The 18,250-nt window shown below is 63.6% G+C and carries 17 protein-coding genes; 7 read left to right on the top strand and 10 right to left on the bottom strand.

Annotated elements, in window-relative coordinates:
- Nucleotides 1-142: 142 nt before the first annotated feature.
- Nucleotides 143-898 carry a sulfate transporter CysZ gene (gene cysZ, locus PF66_RS01600; protein ID WP_054057314.1) on the top strand — a complete coding sequence of 252 codons (756 nt, stop codon included), beginning with the start codon at nucleotides 143-145 and terminating at the stop codon, nucleotides 896-898.
- A 50-nt stretch (nucleotides 899-948) separates the two neighbouring features.
- Here the strand turns inward: cysZ and PF66_RS01605 are convergent, their stop codons facing one another.
- The gene (locus PF66_RS01605; RefSeq protein WP_054061733.1) at nucleotides 949-1,527 is read right to left on the bottom strand and encodes a hypothetical protein; all 579 of its coding nucleotides are present in this window, start codon (nucleotides 1,525-1,527) and stop codon (nucleotides 949-951) included.
- Between the two features lie 147 nt (nucleotides 1,528-1,674).
- Here PF66_RS01605 and PF66_RS01610 point away from each other — a divergent pair, with 147 nt between their 5' ends.
- Nucleotides 1,675-2,853 carry a glycosyltransferase family 4 protein gene (locus PF66_RS01610; RefSeq protein WP_054061734.1) on the top strand — a complete coding sequence of 393 codons (1,179 nt, stop codon included), beginning with the start codon at nucleotides 1,675-1,677 and terminating at the stop codon, nucleotides 2,851-2,853.
- 3 nt (nucleotides 2,854-2,856) lie between these two features.
- Here the strand turns inward: PF66_RS01610 and PF66_RS01615 are convergent, their stop codons facing one another.
- From PF66_RS01615 to PF66_RS01625, 3 genes are all read right to left on the bottom strand, one after another.
- Complete coding sequence (locus tag PF66_RS01615; protein WP_054061735.1) at nucleotides 2,857-3,960, bottom strand: NADH:flavin oxidoreductase; 1,104 nt, start codon at nucleotides 3,958-3,960, stop codon at nucleotides 2,857-2,859.
- A 254-nt stretch (nucleotides 3,961-4,214) separates the two neighbouring features.
- Complete coding sequence (locus tag PF66_RS01620; protein ID WP_054057318.1) at nucleotides 4,215-4,697, bottom strand: glutathione peroxidase; 483 nt, start codon at nucleotides 4,695-4,697, stop codon at nucleotides 4,215-4,217.
- A 136-nt stretch (nucleotides 4,698-4,833) separates the two neighbouring features.
- Nucleotides 4,834-5,319 carry an FKBP-type peptidyl-prolyl cis-trans isomerase gene (locus tag PF66_RS01625; protein ID WP_054057319.1) on the bottom strand — a complete coding sequence of 162 codons (486 nt, stop codon included), beginning with the start codon at nucleotides 5,317-5,319 and terminating at the stop codon, nucleotides 4,834-4,836.
- Between PF66_RS01625 and PF66_RS31750 the strand changes: the two genes are divergently transcribed.
- From PF66_RS31750 to PF66_RS01640, 4 genes are all read left to right on the top strand, one after another.
- Nucleotides 5,288-5,626 (top strand): DUF3565 domain-containing protein, encoded by a 339-nt coding sequence (locus PF66_RS31750; RefSeq protein WP_081005897.1) that lies wholly within the window; start codon nucleotides 5,288-5,290, stop codon nucleotides 5,624-5,626. The genes PF66_RS01625 and PF66_RS31750 overlap by 32 nt on opposite strands.
- A 56-nt stretch (nucleotides 5,627-5,682) precedes the next feature.
- The gene (gene pta / locus PF66_RS01630) at nucleotides 5,683-7,782 is read left to right on the top strand and encodes a phosphate acetyltransferase (RefSeq protein WP_054061736.1); all 2,100 of its coding nucleotides are present in this window, start codon (nucleotides 5,683-5,685) and stop codon (nucleotides 7,780-7,782) included.
- Nucleotides 7,783-7,883: 101 nt separating this feature from the next.
- Complete coding sequence (locus tag PF66_RS01635) at nucleotides 7,884-8,789, top strand: acyltransferase (RefSeq protein ID WP_054061737.1); 906 nt, start codon at nucleotides 7,884-7,886, stop codon at nucleotides 8,787-8,789.
- 233 nt (nucleotides 8,790-9,022) lie between these two features.
- The gene (locus PF66_RS01640) at nucleotides 9,023-9,481 is read left to right on the top strand and encodes an REP-associated tyrosine transposase (protein ID WP_054061738.1); all 459 of its coding nucleotides are present in this window, start codon (nucleotides 9,023-9,025) and stop codon (nucleotides 9,479-9,481) included.
- Nucleotides 9,482-9,779: 298 nt separating this feature from the next.
- On the opposite strand, the gene cysN is transcribed toward PF66_RS01640, so the two are convergent.
- From cysN to PF66_RS01655, 3 genes are all read right to left on the bottom strand, one after another.
- Nucleotides 9,780-11,678 carry a sulfate adenylyltransferase subunit CysN gene (cysN, locus tag PF66_RS01645; protein ID WP_054058981.1) on the bottom strand — a complete coding sequence of 633 codons (1,899 nt, stop codon included), beginning with the start codon at nucleotides 11,676-11,678 and terminating at the stop codon, nucleotides 9,780-9,782.
- Nucleotides 11,679-11,691: 13 nt separating this feature from the next.
- Nucleotides 11,692-12,609 (bottom strand): sulfate adenylyltransferase subunit CysD, encoded by a 918-nt coding sequence (gene cysD, locus PF66_RS01650; RefSeq protein ID WP_017904285.1) that lies wholly within the window; start codon nucleotides 12,607-12,609, stop codon nucleotides 11,692-11,694.
- A gap of 167 nt (nucleotides 12,610-12,776) precedes the next feature.
- A complete protein-coding gene (locus PF66_RS01655) occupies nucleotides 12,777-13,535 on the bottom strand; it encodes a Nif3-like dinuclear metal center hexameric protein (RefSeq protein ID WP_054061739.1) in 759 nt (252 codons plus the stop codon).
- Between the two features lie 101 nt (nucleotides 13,536-13,636).
- On the opposite strand from PF66_RS01655, the gene algW reads away from it, so the two are divergent.
- Nucleotides 13,637-14,794, top strand: a complete 1,158-nt coding sequence (gene algW / locus PF66_RS01660; RefSeq protein WP_054061740.1) for a Do family serine endopeptidase AlgW — start codon at nucleotides 13,637-13,639, stop codon at nucleotides 14,792-14,794.
- Between the two features lie 172 nt (nucleotides 14,795-14,966).
- Here algW and hisC read toward each other — a convergent pair whose 3' ends face one another.
- The 3 genes from hisC to hisG form a co-directional block, all read right to left on the bottom strand.
- Nucleotides 14,967-16,019, bottom strand: coding sequence for a histidinol-phosphate transaminase (hisC, locus tag PF66_RS01665; protein ID WP_054061741.1), 1,053 nt, complete (start codon nucleotides 16,017-16,019; stop codon nucleotides 14,967-14,969).
- 12 nt (nucleotides 16,020-16,031) lie between these two features.
- Complete coding sequence (gene hisD / locus PF66_RS01670; RefSeq protein WP_054058977.1) at nucleotides 16,032-17,354, bottom strand: histidinol dehydrogenase; 1,323 nt, start codon at nucleotides 17,352-17,354, stop codon at nucleotides 16,032-16,034.
- 175 nt (nucleotides 17,355-17,529) lie between these two features.
- The gene (gene hisG, locus PF66_RS01675) at nucleotides 17,530-18,165 is read right to left on the bottom strand and encodes an ATP phosphoribosyltransferase (RefSeq protein ID WP_054058976.1); all 636 of its coding nucleotides are present in this window, start codon (nucleotides 18,163-18,165) and stop codon (nucleotides 17,530-17,532) included.
- Nucleotides 18,166-18,250: the final 85 nt, after the last annotated feature.

Genomic DNA, 18,250 nt, shown 5'->3' on the forward strand with positions numbered 1-18,250 from the left:
CGCAATAACAATCCAGCTCATAGCAGGTCTCTATCCATAGGGACGTTCTGCCCGATCCCTTTGTTACCTTAAATGTCGACGCTTTCACCGCCTGTGCAAAGCCGGTAAGGTCGGCGCGTTTTCACCTGCTTCGGAGCCCGTTATGCCCGCACCCGTGATGTCCGGCCCACACTACCTGCGCGAGGGCCTCAAACTGGTCCTGAGCCCGGGGCTGCGCCTGTTTGTCCTGCTGCCGCTGCTGGTCAACCTGGTGCTGTTCGTCGGGCTGATCTATTTCGCCGGCCATGAGTTCAGCCTCTGGGTCGATCACCTGATGCCGACCCTGCCCGGCTGGCTGAGCTTTCTCAACTACATCCTCTGGCCGCTGTTCGTAGTGCTGGTGATCCTGATGGTGTTCTTCACCTTCACGATGCTGGCCAACATCATCGCCTCGCCGTTCAACGGTTTTCTTGCGGAAAAGGTCGAGGTGGTGGTGCGCGGCAATGACAACTTCCCAGCCTTCAGCTGGGGCGAACTGCTGGCGATGGTGCCACGGACCCTGGCCCGGGAAATGCGCAAGCTGGGCTATTTCCTGCCACGGGCCATCGGGCTGTTCATCCTGTCGTTCATCCCGGTGGTGAATATCGTCGCCGCCCCGCTGTGGTTGCTGTTCGGGGTCTGGATGATGGCGATCCAGTACATCGATTATCCGGCGGACAACCACAAGATGAGCTGGCAGGACATGCTCGCCTGGCTGCGCAGCAAGCGCTGGCAGAGCATGAGCTTCGGTGGCAGCGTCTACCTGGCGCTGCTGATTCCGGTGGTCAACCTGCTGATGATGCCGGCGGCGATTGCCGGGGCAACGCTGTTCTGGGTACGGGAACGCGGGGATGAGGCACTGGCGCCGGTTGCACGCTGACGCCAGGCCAGTCACATGGCACCGGGCCAGTCATCGGCCCGGTGCTCATTTCAGCTCGGGAGTGCAAAGATGCCGATCAGGGCGAGCACCCAGACGATACCGCCGAGCACGATCACCAGGTAATTGAGCGGGCTGAAGCTGGCGTTGCTGTCACCCTCGACATCACCGCTGGCAAAATTGATCGCCTGCTGGCCCTGCCAGGTGACGAAGACCTGGGCAAACACCCAGAAGGTGCTGAGCACCACCAGCAGCGAGCCGCCGATGTTCTTCCTGACCAGCATCTCCAGCACGTTGCCGAGTACCGCGAAGACCACGAACAGGGTCGCCCAGAGCGAGGCATCCCAGCGATAGCCGCGGCCGCTGGCCAGGATGCTCTTTTCGACATGGCGATACAGCGCGTGGACAAAAAAGATCGCGAACAGCCCGCGGGCAGCCGGCCAGATATCCAGTTGGGTCGATGCCTTGTACTGGCTCCAGTTCTTGTAGGACCAGTAGATCTGGTAAATCCCCAGGCTGAAGATGAACAGCAGGAAGAACTTGGTTTTCGAAACCACGTAGAAGCGGCCGATGGCCTCGCTGCGCGGTGCATTCAGGTCCGCCTGGGGCGGCGCATAGATATTGTCGGTCACGGGATCTCCTTGAACGTGGTGGACGCCTGATGATAACGAGCCAGTGACCCGGATATCGAGGACGCGAAGGGCAGTCTGGAGCCTCCGTCACAAATCCATCACCCAAATGCCACAACCCCGCAACGGGCCCGGGTGAATACTGCAACCATGACGACAGCTCTGCATATCACCCTGATCACCGAAACCTTCCCACCCGAAATCAACGGCGTGGCCAATACCCTTGGCCGCCTGTGCGAGGGTTTGCGCGCCCGGGGTCACCAGATCGAGCTGGTGCGCCCGCGCCAGAGCTGCGACCAGACCCGTCCCAGTGACACCGAACTGTTGCTGTGTCGCGGCTGGCCACTGCCGGGCTATCCGGGCCTGCAATGGGGTCAGTCGTCGATGCACAAGCTGTTGCGCCGCTGGAAACGCCAGCGCCCGGACGTGCTGTACATCGCCACCGAAGGGCCCCTGGGCCTCTCCGCGTTGCGCGCGGCACGCCGCCTGGGAATCTCCGTGGTCAGCGGTTTCCACACCAATTTCCAGCAATACTCCCACCAGTACGGCCTGGGGATGCTGACGCGCTTGCTGACCCATTACCTGCGCTGGTTCCACAACCGCTCCAAGCTGACCCTGGTGCCCAGTGTCAGCCAGCGCCTGGAACTGGAGCGGCGGCACTTCGAACGCCTGGAACTGCTGTCGCGGGGCGTCGACAGCCAACTGTTCCACCCGGCCAAGCGGCAGCATGCACTGCGGGAAAGTTGGGGGTTGGCACAGGACGATATCGCCGTGATGTATGTCGGACGGCTGGCGACCGAGAAGAACCTCGGCCTGCTGGGCCGTACCTTCCAGGCCCTGCAGACGACTTATCCACAACGGACGCTGAAGCTGATCGTGGTTGGCGACGGTCCACTGCGCGCCACGCTGGAGAAGGAACTGCCCGGGGCGATTTTCTGCGGCACCCAGCGTGGCGAGACCCTGGCGGCGCACTATGCCAGCGGCGACCTGTTCGTGTTTCCCAGCCTGACCGAAACCTTCGGCAATGTGGTGCTCGAAGCGCTGGCCTCGGGTTTGGCGGTGATCGCCTATGACCAGGCGGCGGCGGCCCAGCATATCCGCCATGGCTACAACGGCGTGCTGGCGATGCCCGGCGATGAGGAGGCCTTTCGTGACGCCGCCTGCTGGCTGCTCGAAGGCGGGGAAACCCTGCGTAACGTGCGCCTGAACGCGCGCCAGCATGCCAGCCGGCAGAGCTGGGGGGCGATCGTCGAACAGTTCGAGATGCAGTTGCGCGGCGCCTGCGAAGCGGAACAGGGGACGCCCCATGCGCCCCCGGTTCCGCGATAGCCCTCAGACCAGGCTGGCCAGGGCCTCGCGGCTGAACGGCAGGATGTCCTGCTCGCGCCCGTCGCGCACTTTCACCGCCCAGTCCGGATCGACCAGCAACGCACGGCCCACCGCCACCAGGTCGAACTCATCGTTGTTCAGGCGCTCCAGCAGCTTTTCCAGGCTGGCCGGCTGGGCCACCTTGTCGGTATTGACCATGAACTGCAGGAATTCGCCATCCAGGCCGACGCTGCCCACGGTGATGGTCGGCTTGCCGGTCAGCTTGCGGGTCCAGCCGGCCAGGTTGAGTGTCGAACCCTCGAACTCCGGCTCCCAGAAACGTCGGGTGGAGCAGTGGAAGATATCCACGCCGGCATCGGCCAACGGCTTGAGGAACTCACCCAGCGCCTGCGGGGTTTGCACCAGCCGCGCGGTGTAGTCCTGCTGCTTCCACTGGGAGAAGCGGAAGATGATCGGAAAGCCCGGGCCGACGGCGGCGCGTACGGCCTGGATCAGCTCGATGGCCAAGCGCGAACGGTTGGCCAGGCTGCCGCCGTATTCGTCGCTGCGCTGGTTGCTGCCTTCCCAGAAGAACTGGTCGATCAGGTAGCCGTGGGCGCCGTGGATCTCGACACCGTCCATGCCGATGGCCTTGGCATCCTTCGCCGCCTGGGCGAACGCGGCGATCACGTCCTGAATGTCCTGGTGGGTCATGCCGTGGACCACCACCTGGCCGTCCTTGAGTTTTTCGCTCGGGCCGTAGCCGGGAACGCTGGCATCCGGCTCGGTACCCAGGCGCCGCACGTTACCCACGTGCCAGAGCTGCGGAACGATCCTGCCGCCTTCGGCGTGTACCGCCTCCACCACTTTCTTCCAGCCGGCCAGGGCCGCCTCGCCATAGAAATGCGGCACGTTCGGGTACCCGTTGGCCGCCGGGTGGCCGACGGTGGTGCCCTCGGTGACGATCAGGCCGACACCCGCCGCCGCCCGCTTGCGGTAGTACTCGATGACTTTCGAATTGGGCACGCCGCCTGGGGAAAACGAACGGGTCATCGGTGCCATCACCACCCGGGTCGGCAGTTCCAGGGCACCAAGGTGGAAAGGTTTGAACAAGGCTTGGACCGACATGGGTGGCACTCCACGGCTGAAGGGGAATTTATGATCAGGATAATATTCCGCCGTCAGCGCCACGCCCAGCACTATTGATCTGAGTGATCAAGCTCGAAAAGTGTGAGGAAACCGGCCGCGCCCGAAAAACGCTGAACCCTGCAGGAGCGGGCTTGCCCGCGAAGGGGAGCGCAAGGCCGCCAAAAGCTTCACGGTCAAGCCAAAGCCCGCTCCCACTGGTCCGCCCCAGGCAGTCCGGCTGTCACGGACCGGTATCAGGCCAACGCCTTCTCGATGGCCTGGATCACCGCCGGATCATCCGGCGCCGTACGCGGCGAGAAACGCGCCAGCACGCGCCCGTCCTTGCCCATCAGGAACTTCTCGAAGTTCCAGGTGATGTCCCCGGGAAACTCGGCCCCCTCGCCCGCCAGCAGCCGATAGAGCTGATGACGATCATGGCCGTTGACTTCCAGCTTGCGGCTCAACGGAAAGGTCACCCCGTAGTTGAGGCTGCAGAACTCGCGAATCTCGTCTTCGGAACCCGGCTCCTGGCCGGCGAACTGGTTGCACGGCACGCCCAGCACCGTGAATCCCTGGCCCTTGTACTGCTGGTAGAGGTTTTCCAGTGCCGCGTACTGCGGCGTCAGGCCACATTTGGAGGCGACATTGACCACCAGCACGACATGCCCCTTGAAGGGAGCGAGAGGCAGGTCCTGGCCGTCCAGCGCCACCAGCGTAAGGTCGTGAAAAGCACTCATGGCGAACTCCCGATAATCCCCTGTTACGTCCCGACATTGTTGCCCGACACCACGACCGGTTTCCAGCGACGAAACCGCGGCGGACTAAAAAGGCGCCCGTGGGCGCCTTCCTACAACCAGAGCTTAGCAGCAGAACTCAGTGGTGATGGCCGCCTTCGCCATGGATGTGACCATGGGCGACTTCTTCCTGGCTCGCGTCACGGATGTTGACGACCTTGACCTTGAAGTTCAGGCGCTGGCCAGCCAGCGGGTGGTTGCCGTCGACGGTGACGTCGTCGCCGTCCAGGTCACGGATGGTGACGATCTGCATCTGGCCATCCGGAGCGGAAGCGTGGAACTGCATGCCCACTTCCAGCTCGTCGACGCCTTCGAACATGCTGCGGCTCAGGGTGCTGACCAGTTCAGCGGAGTATTCGCCGTAGGCATCTTCAGGCTCGACGGTGACGTTCAGTTCGTCACCCACGGCCTTGCCTTCCAGGGCCTTTTCCAGGCCTGGAATGATGTTGCCTGCACCTTGCAGGTACACCAGCGGCGCGCCGCCGGCAGAGCTGTCGATGACCTCACCAGCGTCGTTGGTCAGGGTATAGTCGATGGACACAGCCTTATTGGCGGCGATCAGCATGGGGCGAGACCTTTTGCAGAAGAATGAAGAACGGACAAGTCTAAACAAGGATTCGTCCGAAAGCGAACGGAACCCGGACGGACGGGTTGAACCAACCCCATCTTTCATCCTCGGTTTCCATCAGGACGAGGACGGCCACTGGGTCGCCGAACTGTCCTGCGGCCACACCCAGCACCTGCGCCACCAGCCGCCGTGGCAGTCGCGTGCCTGGGTGCAGGACCCGACGCAGCGTTCGGCGCGAATCGGCCAGCCCTTTGAATGTGGTTGGTGCGCACAGGGCTCGGTTAGCGCTAACCTTGGCGTCTGAACATCGCAGGGGATCAACCATCGGTCCCCGCAGTTGCGCTCCACAAGAGACTACGCATGCAAACTTTCTTTATCGCGCCCACCGATTTCGGCGTGGGCCTGACCTCGATCAGCCTCGGGCTGGTCCGCACGCTGGAACGCGCCGGCCTGAAGGTCGGCTTCTTCAAGCCCATCGCCCAGCCGCATCCGGGTGATACCGGGCCGGAACGCTCGACCGAACTGGTGGCCCGTACCCATGGGCTCAAGCCCCCCCAGCCACTGGGCCTGGCCCATGTCGAGCGGATGCTCGGTGACGGCCAGCTCGACGAACTGCTGGAAGAAATCATCACCCTCTACCAGCAGGCCGCAATCGGCAAGGACGTGCTGGTGGTCGAGGGCATGGTCCCGACCCGCAGCGCCAGCTATGCCGCGCGGGTCAACCTGCACCTGGCGAAAAGCCTGGACGCCGAGGTGATCCTGGTCTCGGCACCGGAAAACGAAGTGCTGACCGAACTGTCCGGCCGGGTCGAGTTGCAGGCGCAACTGTTTGGCGGCCCGAAGGACCCCAAGGTTCTCGGCGTGATCCTCAACAAGGTGCGCACCGACGAGAGCATGGAAGCCTTTGCCGCCCGTCTCAAGGAACACTCGCCGCTGTTGCGCAGCGGCGACTTCCGCCTGCTCGGCTGCATTCCGTACCAGCCGGAACTCAACGCACCGCGGACCCGCGACGTCGCCGAACTGCTGGGCGCCCAGGTGCTTAATGCCGGCGACTACGAAACCCGGCGCATGTCGAAGATCATCCTCTGTGCCCGTACCGTCCTCAACACCCTGCAACTGCTCAAGCCGGGCGTGCTGGTGGTGACCCCCGGCGACCGCGACGACATCATCCTCGCCGTCAGCCTGGCGGCACTCAACGGCGTGCCGCTGGCCGGCCTGCTGCTGACCAGCGACACCAAGCCCGACCCGCGGCTGATGGAACTCTGCCGCGGCGCCCTGCAGGCCGGCCTGCCGGTGCTGTCGGTGAGCACTGGCTCCTACGACACCGCCAACCAGCTCAACAGCCTGAACAAGGAAATCCCGGTCGACGACCGCGAGCGGGCGGAAATCATCACCGATTTCGTCGCCAGCCACCTTGATGCCCAGTGGCTGCACCAGCGCTGCGGCACCCCGCGGGAAATGCGCCTGACGCCGGCGGTGTTCCGCTATCAACTGATCCAGCGCGCCCAGCAGGCCAACAAGCGCATCGTCCTGCCCGAAGGCAGCGAGCCGCTGACCGTCCAGGCCGCGGCAATATGCCAGGCGCGGGGCATCGCCCGTTGCGTGCTGCTGGCCAGGCCGGCGGATGTCGAGGCGGTGGCCAAGGCCCACGGTTTCGAGCTGCCGCCGGGGCTGGAGATTCTCGACCCGGACGAGATTCGCGGACGTTATGCCGAGCCGATGGTGGCCCTGCGCAAGAACAAGAGCCTCAACACGCCGATGGCCGAGCAGCAACTGGAAGACCCGGTGGTGATCGGCACCATGATGCTGGCGCTGGACGAGGTCGATGGCCTGGTCTCCGGGGTGATCCACTCCACCGCCAACACCATCCGCCCGGCCCTGCAATTGATCAAGACCGCGCCGGGCTGCACCCTGGTGTCGTCGGTGTTCTTCATGCTGTTCCCCGAGCAGGTGCTGGTCTACGGCGACTGCGTGATGAACCCGCATCCCTCCGCCACGGAGCTTGCGGAAATCGCCCTGCAGAGCGCCGACTCGGCCCAGGCGTTCGGCATCGCCCCGCGGGTGGCGATGATCAGCTATTCCAGTGGCGAATCGGCCAGCGGCGAGGAAGTGGAGAAGGTCCGCGAGGCCACGCTGCTGGCCCACGAAGCCCAGCGCGACCTGCTGATCGACGGCCCGCTGCAGTATGACGCCGCCGCCAACGAAAACGTCGCCCGGCAACTGGCGCCCAACAGCCAGGTCGCCGGCCGCGCCACGGTGTTCGTGTTTCCCGACCTGAACACCGGCAACACCACCCACAAGGCCGTGCAACGCAGTGCCGACTGCGTCAGCCTGGGGCCGATGCTGCAAGGCCTGCGCAAGCCGGTCAACGACCTGCCGCGCGGCGCCCAGGTGGATGACATCGTCTACACCATCGCCCTGACGGCCATTCAGGCCGCCAACCGACCTGTGGATATCTGAACCGGCTGCACGATCGCATCGACGTCCGCTACCCTCATGCCATAAGGCGTGAGGGCTGCGGCCGCTCGCTCAAACAAGAACGTATCCCTGAGAAAGACACCATGCTCGACTTCCTCCCGGCGCCCCTGCGCGGCCTGCTCGCCTCGCTGCTGCTGGCCCTCAACACCCTGCTGCTGTGCTCGTTCCTGTTCGGCGTGGCACTGTTCAAGGCCCTGCCCTTTGCCCTGACCCAGCGCTTGAGCCACTGGCTGATGAACCACACCCATGAGGCCTGGATCAGCAACAACAAGGCCTGGATGCAACTGGTCAGCAAGACCCGCTGGCACCTCAGCGGTCTGGAGGGGCTGGACTACCAGCACTCCTACCTGGTCACCAGCAATCACCAGAGCTGGGTCGACATCCTGGTGTTGCAGTACGTGCTCAACCGGCGGATCCGCCCGCTGAAGTTCTTCCTCAAGCAGGAGCTGATCTGGGTCCCGGTGATCGGCCTGGCCTGGTGGGCCCTAGGCTTTCCCTTCATGAAGCGCTACTCGAAGGCCTACCTGGAAAAGCATCCGGAAAAGAAGGGCAAGGACCTGGAAACCACCCGCAAGACCTGCGCGAAATTTCGCAACAACCCTGTGGGTATCTTCAACTTCGCCGAAGGCACGCGCTTCACTGCAGGCAAGCATGCGCAACAGCAATCGCCATTCCGCTACCTGCTCAGGCCCAAGGCCGGCGGTATTGCCTTCGTGCTGGACGCGATGGGTGAGCAGCTGGAGTCCGTCGTCAATGTGACCATTCACTATCCGGCGGGACGGCCGGGGTTCTGGGACCTGCTGTGCGGCAAGGTGCGTGAGGTGGTGGTGCATTTCGAGGAACTACAGATCCCGGCGGCATTCATCGGCCGCAACTACGAACAGGATGCCGAGTACCGCCAGGCGTTCCAGGCCTGGATCAACCAGCTGTGGGCGGACAAGGATGCCTTGCTCGCGCGCCTGCACAGTGAGTACCCCGCCAAGGCCTGAGGTATCTGGGAGATCGTCTTCGCGGGCAAGCCACGCTCCTACACGGGCGCGCCGTTTATCGAACAGATGTACGGCACAACCCTGTAGGAGCCGGGCTTGCCCGCGAATGGGCCCGCAAGATCCCCCAAAACGCCTCAGAACTCTCCGACACCTCCCGTTCCCTTGCGCATCTCCAATCCCCAGTCCCCGCTGCTGTAGCTTGAGATCTTCTCAATATCTCGGAAGCCGCGAGGATGACGCACCGCTACAAAGCCAAGAACCTGCGCACCGGCCGCTATTCCGAACCCGGTCGGATCTACCTGCTGACTGCCGTACTGTCCGACCGCGAACCGCTGTTCAGCAAGTTCCACCTGGGCCGCCTGCTGGTACGGAGCTTCAGGACCGCGCAGGAAGAACACGCGGCCCTTTCCCTGGCCTGGGTGGTGATGCCGGACCATTTTCACTGGCTGGTCGAACTGCAGAAGGCCAGTCTCGGTGAGCTGATGGGCAAGACCAAATCCCGCACGGCGTTGGCGGTAAACCGGCGAATGCAGAGAACCGGAGCGCTCTGGCAGAAAGGTTTTCATGACCGGGCGTTGCGTCGGGAGGAAGATTTGCGAGCGGCGGCACGCTATATCGTGGCTAATCCGTTGCGGGCGGGGTTGGTGGAGCGGATTGGGGATTATCCGCTTTGGGATGCCGTCTGGCGTTAATCTTGTAGTGGATTTGAGGACGCATTCGCGGGCAAGCCCGGCTCCTACAGGATTGTGTCGTGCCCCGTCCTGTGAACGACCATACAGGGTTGTGCCGTGCACCCGCCCTGTAAACGACCATACAGGGTTGTGCCGTGCACCCGCCCTGTGAACGACCATACAGGGTTGTGCCATGCACCCGTCCTGTGAACGACGAAGCACTGTAGGAGCGTGGCTTGCCCGCGAAAGCGATCTGAAGGCCCATGAAAAAGCCCGCGACCAATCGCTCGGTCGCGGGCTTTTCAGTTGCCGGCGAGGCTTAGATCGCGCCGCGCTGACGCAGCAGATCCAGCACCTGCTTGACGCTGTCTTCCAGCGACAGGGCCTGGGTGTCGATCACCAGGTCGGCATTGAGCGGCACATCGTACGGGAAGGACTCGCCGGGGATGTTGTCGCCACCGGCCGCGTACAGGCCTTGTGGATCACGCTCGCGGCAGACCAGCGGCGAAGCCTGGACGTAGACGGTGACCAGGCGCTCGCCGCCGATCAGAGCCTTGGCCTGTTCACGGCCTTCGGCATCCGGCGCGACGAAGGCGGCCAGGGTCAGCAGGCCGGCTTCGTTGAACTGGCGCGCCACGTGGGCGGCACGGCGCCAATTTTCGGTACGGCCGGCACGGTCCTGCGGCAGCCCCTTGTTCAGGTCGTGGCGCAGGTTCTGGCCATCCAGGACGAACACCGCACGGCCCATGTCGAACAGCTTGCGCTCCACGGCATAAGCCAGGGTGCTCTTGCCCGCGCCGGAAAGGCCGGTGAACAGCACGGTCGCCGGTTGCTGGCCGAAACGCTGGGCACGCTCTTCGGTCGCGACATGGGCCAGCTTGCCATGGTGGGTGGCGCTGCCATGGGCCAGCGGCTGGGCGACGATCATGCCGGCGCCGACGGTGCCGTTGGTCAGGCGGTCGATGACGATGAACGCCCCGGTGGTGCGGTTGCTGTCGTAACCATCCAGAGCGATCGGTGCATCCAGGGCGATCTTGACCTTGCCGATCTCGTTCAGTTGCAGGGCACTGGCCGAGCCTTCTTCCAGGGTGTTCACATCGACCCGGTGGACGATGCTGGCAATCGAGCCCGGCACGTAGCTGGTGGCGCGCTTGATGTCGTATTTCTTGCCCGGCAGCATCGGCTCCTCGGCCATCCAGACCAGCATGGCCTCGAAGCTGTCGGTCACTGGCGGCACGTTGTCGGCATGCACCAGCAGGTCGCCACGGGAGATGTCGATCTCGTCTTCCATGGTCAGGGTGATGGCCTGGCCGGGACCCGCATGCTCCAGTTCGCCCTCGTAGGTGACGATGGACTTCACGCGGCTGCTCTTGCCCGACGGCAGGACCACGACCTCGTCGCCCTTCTTCACGATACCGCTGGCCAGGGTGCCGGCGAAACCACGGAAGTTCAGATTCGGCCGGTTGACGTACTGCACCGGGAAACGCAGGTCGGTGAGGTTGCGGTCGCCCGCCACTTCCACGGTCTCGAGGATTTCCATCAGCGACTGGCCGGTGTACCACGGCGAACGCTCGCTGCGGTTCACCACGTTGTCGCCCTTGAGCGCCGACATCGGCACGAAGTGCATGCTCGACGGCTTCATCTTCAGGCCTTCGGCGAACTTCAGGTAGTCGGCCTTGATCGACTCGAACACGCCCTGGTCGAAGTCCTTGAGGTCCATCTTGTTGATGGCGACGACGATGTGCTTGATGCCCAGCAGGGAGGCGATGAAGCTGTGGCGACGGGTCTGGGTCTGCACGCCGTAACGGGCATCGACCAGGATGATCGCCAGGTCACAGGTGGAGGCACCGGTGGCCATGTTGCGGGTGTACTGCTCATGGCCGGGGGTGTCGGCGATGATGAACTTGCGCTTGGCGGTGGAGAAATAGCGGTAGGCCACATCGATGGTGATGCCCTGTTCGCGCTCGGCCTGCAGGCCGTCGACCAGCAGCGCCAGGTCGACGTCCTCACCGGTGGTGCCGACTTTCTTCGAATCGCGGGTGATGGCTTCCAGATGGTCTTCGTAGATCATCTTGGAGTCGTGCAGCAGGCGCCCGATCAGGGTGCTCTTGCCGTCATCGACGTTGCCGCAGGTCAGGAAGCGCAGCAGTTCTTTACGTTCGTGCTGGCCCAGGTAGGCGAGGATGTCCTCGCTGATCAGATCGGATTGGTGCGACATGCTTAGACCCTAATTAGAAATAGCCCTGACGTTTCTTGTCTTCCATGGAACCGGCGCCATCGTGGTCGATGACCCGGCCCTGGCGCTCGGAAGTACGCGTCAGGAGCATTTCCTGAATGATGTCCGTGAGGGTTTCGGCCTCGGACTCCACCGCGCCCGTCAACGGGTAGCAGCCAAGGGTACGGAAACGCACCTTCTTCTTGACGATACGGGCCTTTTCCTCGTCGCTGAGGTGCTCGAGGATGCGCTCGTCGTCGATCATGATCAGGGTGCCGTTCTTCTCGATGACTTCACGCTCGGCGGCGAAGTACAGCGGCACGATCGGGATGCCTTCGAGGTAGATGTATTGCCAGATGTCCAGCTCGGTCCAGTTCGACAACGGGAAGACACGGATCGACTCGCCCTTGTTGACCTTGCCGTTGTAGACGTTCCACAGCTCCGGACGCTGGTTCTTCGGATCCCAGCGGTGCTTGCTGTCGCGGAAGGAATACACGCGCTCCTTGGCGCGGGACTTCTCTTCGTCACGACGGGCGCCGCCGAAGGCCGCGTCGAAGCCATGCTTGTCCAGCGCCTGCTTGAGGCCCTGGGTCTTCATGATGTCGGTGTGCTTGGAGCTGCCGTGGGTAAACGGGTTGATGCCCTGCGCCACCCCTTCCGGGTTGACGTGGGTGATCAGGTCCAGGCCCATTTCCGCGACCATGCGATCACGGAACTTGTACATCTCCTGGAATTTCCACTGGGTGTCGACATGCATCACCGGAAACGGCAACTTGCCGGGGAAAAACGCCTTGCGGGCCAGGTGCAGCATTACGGCGGAATCTTTGCCGATGGAGTACAGCATCACCGGGTTGTCGAACTCGGCGGCCACCTCGCGGATGATGTGGATGCTTTCCGCCTCCAGCTGTTTCAGATGCGTCAGTTTGTCGACCATGGCTACTCACGAAAAGCGTTCTTGTGGACGGCCTGCGGGCCGTGTTCGAGCCAGGCATGCTAGCACAGCGACCTATTCTATTGATTAGGCCGGATAGATCGAAACGATATAAGAATATATCGCCTCGTTTGGCTGCCGCCCCTTTTCCGGAGGCCGGCCCGGCGGGCTCATATCGGGTTCGGGCAGTCGATGAACAGGTGTTCCAGGGCGAAGCGCCGCGCCAGGTAATCGCCCAGGGCCTGGACGCCATAACGCTCGGTCGCATGATGGCCGGCGGCGATGAAGCTGATGCCATTCTCCCGGGCGCTGTGGAAGGTCTGCTCGGACGCCTCGCCGCTCAGGTACAGGTCGACCCCGGCCAGCACCGCCTGGTCGATATAGCCCTGGCCACCACCGGTGCACCAGCCGACCCGGCGGATCATCTCGTTGCCCTCGATCAGCAGCGGCTCACGCCCCAGCACGCCCTGGACCTTGTGGGCGAAGTCGCGCGGGGTCATCGGCTCGCCGAGGGAGCCGACCAGGCCGACCACTTTGGGATTCTCTGGGTCCAGCGGCCCCTCGACGGTGATATCCAGCTGGCGGGCAAGCTGCACGTTGTTGCCGACTTCCGGGTGCAGATCCAGCGGCAGGTGGTAGGCCAGCAGACTGATGTCGTGCTTGAGCAGGGTTTTCAGCCGGCGTTGCTTCATGCCTACGACACAAGGGTCCTCGCCCTTCCAGAAGTAGCCATGATGCACCAGCACCAGATCGGCCTCGGCCTCCACCGCCGCATCGAGCAGCGCCTGGCTGGCGGTGACGCCGCTGACGATCCGACAGACCTGCGGCCGACCCTCCACCTGCAGGCCGTTGGGGCAGTAATCGGCGATTCGCGAAATACCGAGAAAGCGGTTCGCCTCCTCGACCAGGGTACTCAGGGCAACGGCCATAAAAACTCCTCAATATCCCATCCAGAGGCGCTCGCAGCCTCGTATAATGCGCGACATTATGGGCCGTCCCGGATGGCCTGCAACCTCCCAGGACGTGTTCAATGCTCAAGGCTCTGCGTTTTTTCGGCTGGCCGCTGGTGGTCGGCGTGCTGGCCGCTTTGCTGATTATCCAGCGTTACCCCCAGTGGGTCGGCCTGCCTGACCTGGATGTGAACCTGCAACAGGCCCCGCAGACCGCGACCATCCAGCAGGGTCCGGTGTCCTATGCCGATGCGGTGAACCTTGCCGCGCCGGCGGTGGCCAACCTGTACACCACCAAGATGGTCAACAAGAACAGCCATCCGCTGTTCGAAGACCCGCAGTTCAGGCGTTTCTTCGGCGACAACCTGCCCAAGCAGAAGCGCATGGAGTCCAGCTTGGGTTCGGCGGTGATCATGAGCAAGAGCGGTTACCTGCTGACCAATAACCACGTGACCGCCGGCGCCGACCAGATCGTCGTGGCGCTCAAGGACGGTCGCGAGACCCTGGCACGGGTGATCGGCAGCGATCCGGAAACCGACCTGGCGGTGCTCAAGATCGACCTGCCGGACCTGCCATCGATCACCATCGGCCGCTCGGACAAGATCCGCATCGGCGATATCGCCCTGGCCATCGGCAACCCCTTCGGTGTCGGCCAGACCACCACCATGGGCATCATCAGCGCCACCGGGCGCAACCAGCTGGGCCTGAACAACTACGAAGACTTCATCCAGACCGACGCGGCGATCAACCCCGGCAACTCCGGCGGCGCGCTGATCGATGCCAACGGCAACCTGACCGGGATCAACACGGCGATCTTCTCCAAGTCCGGCGGCTCCCAGGGCATCGGCTTCGCAATCCCGATCAATCTGGCGGTCGAGGTGATGAAGGCGATCATCGAGCACGGCCAGGTGATCCGTGGCTGGCTGGGTATCGAAGTGCAGCCGCTGACCCAGGAACTGGCGGAGTCGTTCGGCCTCAGTGGACGTCCGGGCATCGTCGTGGCGGGTATTTTCCGTGACGGGCCGGCGCAACGGGCCGGCCTGCAGCTGGGTGACGTGATCCTCAGTATCGACGGCGAACCGGCCAATGACGGGCGCAAGTCGATGAACCAGGTAGCGCGGATCAAACCGACCGACAAGGTGGCGATCCAGGTGCTGCGCAATGGCAAGGAGCTCAAGCTGACGGCAGAGATCGGCTTGCGTCCGCCACAGCAGACGGCGCCACAGGAAGAAGAATAGGCAAAGACGCCTGCCCCCTGAGGGAGCGGCGTTCCATGGCAGTCCATTCTGTGGGAGCCGGATTTATCCGCGAAGCCTTTTAGCGTTCCTCAAGGACCCTTTCGCGGATAAATCCGACGCCCCCATAAATCCTGCCGCCGCTCCCTCTATACGGCTACAAAGGATCAGGCGATCAAAGCTCGCCCAGAGCCTCGATCAGCGCCTGGTTCTGCTCCGGTGTACCGATGGTGATCCGCAGGAACTGAGCGATACGCTCCTGCTTGAAGTGACGCACGATCACCCCCTGTTCCCGTACCTTCGCTGCCAGTGCCGCGGCGTCGTGCTGCGGGTGCCGGGCGAAGATGAAGTTCGCCGCCGACGGCAGCACCTCGAACCCCTTGGCCTGCAGTTGCGCCACAAGCCGCTCACGGCTTTCGATGACCTGGCGACAGGTCTGCTCGAAATACGCCCGGTCCTCGAACGCCGCCGCCGCGCCGGCAATCGCCATGCGATCGAGCGGATAGGAGTTGAAGCTGTTCTTGACCCGCTCCAGCGCCTCGATCAGGTCCGGATGCCCGACCGCCAGGCCGACCCGCAGCCCCGCCAGGGAGCGCGACTTGGACAGGGTCTGGGTCACCAGCAGGTTCGGATAACGATCGATCAGGCGGATGGCCGTCTCGCCACCGAAGTCGATGTAGGCCTCATCGACCACCACCACCGAATCCGGGCTGCTCTGGAGAATCTGCTCCACCGCGTCCAGCGCCAGCAGGCAGCCGGTTGGCGCGTTCGGGTTGGGGAAGATGATCCCGCCGTTGGGCCGGGCATAGTCGGCCACGCGGATCTGGAACTGCTCGTCCAGCGCCAGCGCCTCGAAGTCGATCCCGTACAGGCCGCAGTAGACCGGATAGAAGCTGTAGCTGATATCCGGGAACAGCAGCGGCCGATCCTGCTGGAACAGGCCGTGGAAGATATGGGCCAGGACTTCGTCGGAACCGTTGCCGAGGAACACCTGGCTGGTCTGCACGCCGTAGTACTCGGCCACGGCCTGCTTGAGTCGGTCGCCGTTGGGGTCGGGATACAGGCGCAGGTTGTCGTTGACCTCGGCCTGCATCGCCGCCAGGGCCTTGGGCGACGGGCCGTAGGGGTTTTCGTTGGTATTGAGCTTGACCAGCTTGGTCAGCTTGGGCTGCTCACCCGGCACGTAGGGCACCAGGTCCTTGACGAATTTGCTCCAGAACTTGCTCATGCTTGTTTCCCCTTATTCCTGGTCTTCGGCGACGATCCGGTATTCCGCGCTGCGGGCATGGGCGCTCAACGACTCGCCGCGGGCTAGTACTGAAGCGGTCTTGCCCAATTCGGACGCACCCTGTTCGGAACAGAAGATGATCGACGAACGTTTCTGGAAGTCGTAGACCCCCAGCGGCGACGAGAAGCGCGCGGTGCCGGAGGTCGGCAGCACGTGGTTGGGACCGGCGCAGTAGTCCCCCAGGGCCTCTGAGGTATGACGGCCCATGAAGATCGCGCCGGCGTGGCGGATCTGCGGCAGCCAGGCCTGCGGGTCGGCAACCGACAGCTCCAGGTGTTCCGGCGCGATACGGTTGGCGACCTCGATCGCCTGTTGCATGTCGCGTACCTGGATCAACGCGCCGCGACCATTGATCGAGGTCTCGATGATCGGTGCACGGTCCATGGTCGGCAGCAGCTTGTCGATGCTCGCCGCAACGCGGTCGAGGAACGCCGCATCGGGGCTGACCAGAATGGCCTGGGCATCTTCATCGTGCTCGGCCTGGGAGAACAGGTCCATGGCGATCCAGTCCGGATCGGTCTGGCCGTCGCAGACCACCAGGATCTCCGAAGGACCGGCGATCATGTCGATGCCGACCTGGCCGAAGACATGGCGCTTGGCGGTGGCCACATAGATGTTGCCGGGGCCGACCACCTTGTCGACCTGCGGCACGCTCTCGGTACCGTAGGCCAGCGCCGCGACCGCCTGGGCGCCACCGATGGTGAACACCCGGTCGACACCGGCGACGCAGGCCGCCGCCAGGACCAGTTCGTTGACCTCGCCACGCGGGGTCGGCACCACCATCACCACCTCACCGACGCCGGCGACCTTGGCCGGAATCGCGTTCATCAACACCGAGGATGGGTAGGATGCCTTGCCGCCGGGCACGTACAGGCCGGCGCGATCCAGCGGCGTGACCTTCTGGCCCAGCACCGTGCCATCGGCCTCGGTGTAGCTCCAGGAGTCCTGTTTCTGCCGTTCGTGATAGCTGCGCACACGGGCGGCGGCCTTTTCCAGGGCTTCGCGCTGGGCCTGGGTGATGCGGGTCAGGGCCAGTTCCAGGCGCTCGCGCGGCAGGATCAGGTCGGCCATCGAGGCCGCCTCCAGGCCATCGAAGCGCTGGGTGAACTCGACCACGGCGGCATCGCCGCGCTCGCGCACCGCCTTGATGATATCCAGCACCCGCTGGTTGACCGAGTCATCGGACACGCTTTCCCAGCTCAGCAGATGATCCAGATGATGGGCGAAATCGGGATCGGCAGCGTTGAGTCGGCGAATGGCGGTGGACGTAGTCATAGCGAGGGCCTCAATAATTGGCGAATGCTTGGGAACAGCAAGTCTCAGGCGCCCGGTGGGCGCTGACGCTCAATAGCGATCACGCGCCCCAGACTACCAAGCCATCCGCGTGGGCACCTGAGAATTCCGGCTATGACACGGATAGATGGGCGCGACTCAGGGCCGCGCATGTGTGTCAGCTACGGTGTCGCGACTCCACTGCCTTGCGCAGGGTGTCGATCAGGGACTGGATACGGGCGTGCTGCATCTTCATCGAGGCCTTGTTCACCACCAGGCGGGAGCTGATGGTCGCAATCAGTTCCTGGGGTTCCAGGCCGTTGGCCCGCAGGGTGTTGCCGGTGTCGACGACGTCGATGATCTTGTCGGCCAGGCCGATCAGCGGCGCCAGCTCCATCGAGCCATACAGCTTGATGATATCGACCTGACGGCCCTGCTCGGCGTAGTAGCGCTTGGCGACATTGACGAACTTGGTCGCCACCCGCAGCCGGCCCTTGGGCTCGACCGCACCGACGGCGCCAGCGGTCATCAGCTTGCAGCGGGCGATCTGCAGGTCCAGCGGCTCGTACAGCCCCTGGCCGCCGTACTCCATCAGCACATCCTTGCCGGCGACGCCGAGGTCGGCTGCACCATGCTCGACATAGGTCGGCACGTCGGTGGCACGAACGATCAGCAGGCGGACATCCTCCTGGGTCGTCGGAATGATCAGCTTGCGGCTCTTGTCCGGATTCTCGGTGGGCACGATACCCGCCTCGGCGAGCAACGGCAGGGTATCGTCGAGGATACGGCCCTTGGACAGTGCAATGGTCAGCATGGGGAAACCTAGGTCCTTCAATTCAGGATATTGCAACACTCTAACAGACCGAAGCGCATTCCCTGTAGGAGCCTGCTCGCTGGCG

Source organism: Pseudomonas asplenii, assembly GCF_001293465.1.
GTDB classification, from domain to species: domain Bacteria; phylum Pseudomonadota; class Gammaproteobacteria; order Pseudomonadales; family Pseudomonadaceae; genus Aquipseudomonas; species Aquipseudomonas fuscovaginae_B.

Coding starts and splice junctions, on each gene's coding strand:
- cysZ (WP_054057314.1), top strand. CDS start 143: ATGCCCGCACCCGTGATGTCCGGCCCACACTACCTGCGCGAGGGCCTC.
- PF66_RS01610 (WP_054061734.1), top strand. CDS start 1,675: ATGACGACAGCTCTGCATATCACCCTGATCACCGAAACCTTCCCACCC.
- PF66_RS01615 (WP_054061735.1), bottom strand. CDS start 3,960: ATGTCGGTCCAAGCCTTGTTCAAACCTTTCCACCTTGGTGCCCTGGAA.
- PF66_RS01620 (WP_054057318.1), bottom strand. CDS start 4,697: ATGAGTGCTTTTCACGACCTTACGCTGGTGGCGCTGGACGGCCAGGAC.
- PF66_RS31750 (WP_081005897.1), top strand. CDS start 5,288: ATGGACACAGCCTTATTGGCGGCGATCAGCATGGGGCGAGACCTTTTG.
- PF66_RS01625 (WP_054057319.1), bottom strand. CDS start 5,319: ATGCTGATCGCCGCCAATAAGGCTGTGTCCATCGACTATACCCTGACC.
- pta (WP_054061736.1), top strand. CDS start 5,683: ATGCAAACTTTCTTTATCGCGCCCACCGATTTCGGCGTGGGCCTGACC.
- PF66_RS01635 (WP_054061737.1), top strand. CDS start 7,884: ATGCTCGACTTCCTCCCGGCGCCCCTGCGCGGCCTGCTCGCCTCGCTG.
- PF66_RS01640 (WP_054061738.1), top strand. CDS start 9,023: ATGACGCACCGCTACAAAGCCAAGAACCTGCGCACCGGCCGCTATTCC.
- cysN (WP_054058981.1), bottom strand. CDS start 11,678: ATGTCGCACCAATCCGATCTGATCAGCGAGGACATCCTCGCCTACCTG.
- cysD (WP_017904285.1), bottom strand. CDS start 12,609: ATGGTCGACAAACTGACGCATCTGAAACAGCTGGAGGCGGAAAGCATC.
- PF66_RS01655 (WP_054061739.1), bottom strand. CDS start 13,535: ATGGCCGTTGCCCTGAGTACCCTGGTCGAGGAGGCGAACCGCTTTCTC.
- algW (WP_054061740.1), top strand. CDS start 13,637: ATGCTCAAGGCTCTGCGTTTTTTCGGCTGGCCGCTGGTGGTCGGCGTG.
- hisC (WP_054061741.1), bottom strand. CDS start 16,019: ATGAGCAAGTTCTGGAGCAAATTCGTCAAGGACCTGGTGCCCTACGTG.
- hisD (WP_054058977.1), bottom strand. CDS start 17,354: ATGACTACGTCCACCGCCATTCGCCGACTCAACGCTGCCGATCCCGAT.
- hisG (WP_054058976.1), bottom strand. CDS start 18,165: ATGCTGACCATTGCACTGTCCAAGGGCCGTATCCTCGACGATACCCTG.